Source organism: Roseiarcus sp. (assembly GCF_052145395.1).
Taxonomy (GTDB): domain Bacteria; phylum Pseudomonadota; class Alphaproteobacteria; order Rhizobiales; family Beijerinckiaceae; genus Roseiarcus.
This window is the reverse complement of the sequence record NZ_JBKQOT010000681.1, coordinates 1-2,993: the sequence shown is the minus strand read 5'-3', so window position 1 is coordinate 2,993 and position 2,993 is coordinate 1. Positions and strand designations below refer to the sequence as shown.

Sequence of the window (2,993 nt, the reverse complement as noted above, 5' to 3'; positions counted from 1 at the left end):
TCTACGCTTCACGAGCGACGTCGCCGCCACCCATGCAAGACTCGCTTCCGGCTGGCGGGCTGCGCCTCTACCGGGAGGGCGTCGAACCCTCTGGACCGCTGCGAAAGGTTTCAGGTCACATTTCCCTCCTCCCTTCCAGGACTTGCCCTGTCGCAAGCAGAATCTGCCCAAAATCCTACGCTAAGGTCTGTCGCATATTCTTGTTATCTGCCCAACGGTTCAACTGAAATGCAAGAATTGTTCGTCCCGCATTGAAAATAAAACCAGCCATACGCCTTGCTGGAGCCGCAATTGAGGTACATGTGTATAGTTTGCTGGTTTAGCGTATGTGGTTTCGGGGTATCAGAGCCCATTTTCTCTTGAATTTTCGATAGCGAAAGCATGCGCCATGGCGGCGTGACATGCCGCTCTATTCGAAGCCTTGAATAGCTCCGACGCTGACCACGGATTTACCGGCAGCATTGGGATCGTTCCGGTTCGGATAGGCATAACGCGTGACGACGCAGGCCAACCTCGAACACATGCCCACGTCGACCGACGGCGTGAACGCCACTTCTCGTCGAAAAGTCTTTCGGCCTTGGTCAAAGGCCATAATCGCAGCAAATCGCGAGATCGGAAAGCCGAAGCAGGAAAAGGCGCAACACGGTCCGGACCGCGCGTTTGACAACCAGATCACGGTCGCCGCGCCCCGCGCGGCGGAGGCGAAACCTGATAGTTGTAACGATTCCACGGAACTAAGGAACGGGGATGAAGATTGTGATCGAGTTCTACCGGATACGCGAGGCTGACGACGCCCATGCAGTCGTCGGTCGCGAGACAGCGGAAACCGCCGATCTCGAGGATGCGATCAGGCTCGCGCGGCAGCTATCGCGAACGCTCGACATGCCGCAGCGGCCCGACGTTATGTCTATCACCGATAGAGAGGGTCACAGGCTTTACTCGGGCGCGTTCGACGCCGCAAACAACACTGGATGAAAGAACCCGCACATGAACAGCCGCAGCAAAGACGCCGAACCTGGAAGACGCGCACTGGCGATCGGGATTTGGGAGAACGACGGCAGAGCGCGGGCGACCGACTCGGACGATCATGATTACGGTCGAAGGGTCGAGGCGGATCGATCCTGGACCGTCTATCATGTATTCTCCGGCGTGCCGGCGCGTATCGACGGCGTCACGATGACCGGCCTTAGACGCTCGGATGCGACCGACAGCATGTTATCGCTTAACCGTTGCACCGTCGTGCACAGACAAGAGCGCAACGCACTGCTGCGCTCATCCTCGTTGTCTGCCGAAGTCGTGAGCTCAGCCGACGCCGCAGTCCAATCTGCGCGCCCATCACTCGCCAGCACGGCCGAAATCCTAAAGCGCGAGCGCGAGTGGGCCAATTTCGTCGTCGGGGTCATGCCATCAACGGAAGCACTTCCGAGACTGACGCCCCGGCGCCGATCGGCCCGGTGCAGCGGCGCGTGGCGGCGACGGCTCGCGCCGGAGCGGGGAAAACTTGACCGCATGGTCAAGATTACCACCGGTTTTGCCGCCATTCTCCGGACGTCAGAAACTGGCGGGTTTCTTTCTTCCCTCGACCGAGCGATATCAGCCCCATGGTCCGTATCGGCATCACCCCCACCGCCTTCGCGTGGGGAGCCGTCAGCAATTTCCCTCTGTTCCCCAAAGTCCGTGAACCGCGCCCCGCACGGCCGGCTGAATCCTCCCGCCGCTTGCACGCAGCCAGCGCCACCAGCACGTCCGGCAATTCCCGCCGCCGGACCATCCCTATATTAAAGCCCCATGGTCCGCATCGGCATCACCCCCGCCGCCTTCGAGGCGATCGTCGACACGCTCCCGCTGGGCGGCGTCGGCTTCGAGCGCGACCCTGACGCGAAGGGCGAGCTTCAGATCTGGCTCGACCCGGCCGTCGTCGACCGGCTCGCAGCAATGCGCCGTCCGGGCGAGAGCTTCTCTGACGTTATCGTGCGGCTTTTCCAAAATGACCGGGACGACTGGAGGGGGCGGCCCGGGCGGCTACTGATCGCGACCTGAAAGAGGCCGCCAAGGCCAAGGACATCAAACCCGCCAAGGTGGGCCGTCTCCGGCGCGCTGGGCACGTAAAACGAAAGGGCGACCGGCGAGAAATACCTTCGTCGGAATTGATGCAAAAAGTATTGACGAATGACTAATGTATATATTTCGCGTTTTCGCCAGCGTGTGTAAGTCGGTCATACTGCTAACCTCGAAATCGTCTGCGCGCTGACGTTGTAGCTGCGCCCGATCTCGGTAAGCGTCTCCTCGCCCTGGGGGCGCGCCGCTTGATGGCTTCCTGCCGCTGATGCTGCGTCAGCTTGAACGGTCGCCCCAAACTCTGCCCGCGTGCCTTGGCGCGGGCACGGCCTTCGGTTTGACCTCCGTTCGAATACAACGCGGTACGACTTCTTTGCGCAAATAGCGGACGTCACCGACAGTGTGGCGAACGGGTCAAATCGACCCGGACGCGGACACTCGGCGCTGGCGACCAAGCCGTCGCCCGATGACGCACTATCGTCGCAAGCGGCGAGCGGAAGGGCGGCGAGCCTAGCTCTGACGCCATACGCCTTCACTGACAACATCCTCCCAGACGCCGCTGGCGGCTTCGTAAGCGTCCTCATCGGTTTGTGTGACTTCGCGACCTTTTTCCTGTGCTGCCTTCCGTCCGTCGGTCCTGTTGAGCGAAGCGGCGAAGGCGAGATATGCGATGCCATCGCGCTTGATCGCCGTAAGGATCGGATCGACGGGCGTCGCCATTGCGACAACGGGAATCCCGCACGCCGGAACGCTAGCCAGAGCGCCAAGAGCGGCGCGGCGGTCGATAGGGTCTTTCATTTGAACGCCTCGCAGGTCTTCACGAGCACATCAAATCGCGTGCGAGGCTCTGCGTGGCCGCATCCCGGCTCGTGCGCAAAGCGGTGGTTAAGAGCGGTTCTCTGTATTGTGACGGCGCGCCTGGACGCCGGAAAGCA

At 61.1% G+C, this 2,993-nt stretch carries 3 protein-coding genes; 2 read left to right on the top strand and 1 reads right to left on the bottom strand.

What is annotated here, in order from left to right; translation table 11 throughout:
• Positions 1-747 precede the first annotated feature (747 nt).
• Together ACLP25_RS23265 and ACLP25_RS23260 are read left to right on the top strand one after the other, a co-directional pair.
• Positions 748-975 (top strand): hypothetical protein, encoded by a 228-nt coding sequence (locus ACLP25_RS23265; protein WP_442471505.1) that lies wholly within the window; start codon positions 748-750, stop codon positions 973-975.
• 813 nt (positions 976-1,788) lie between these two features.
• Positions 1,789-2,040: a hypothetical protein gene (locus ACLP25_RS23260; protein WP_442471504.1), complete on the top strand. Its 252-nt coding sequence runs from the start codon at positions 1,789-1,791 to the stop codon at positions 2,038-2,040.
• Between the two features lie 528 nt (positions 2,041-2,568).
• On the opposite strand, the gene ACLP25_RS23255 is transcribed toward ACLP25_RS23260, so the two are convergent.
• A complete protein-coding gene (locus ACLP25_RS23255; protein ID WP_442471503.1) occupies positions 2,569-2,778 on the bottom strand; it encodes a hypothetical protein in 210 nt (69 codons plus the stop codon).
• Positions 2,779-2,993 lie beyond the last annotated feature (215 nt).

What these genes read in the sequence shown, in the direction of transcription:
- ACLP25_RS23265 (WP_442471505.1), top strand. Translation starts at nt 748, where the DNA reads ATGAAGATTGTGATCGAGTTCTACCGGATACGCGAGGCTGACGACGCC.
- ACLP25_RS23260 (WP_442471504.1), top strand. Translation starts at nt 1,789, where the DNA reads ATGGTCCGCATCGGCATCACCCCCGCCGCCTTCGAGGCGATCGTCGAC.
- ACLP25_RS23255 (WP_442471503.1), bottom strand. Translation starts at nt 2,778, where the DNA reads ATGGCGACGCCCGTCGATCCGATCCTTACGGCGATCAAGCGCGATGGC.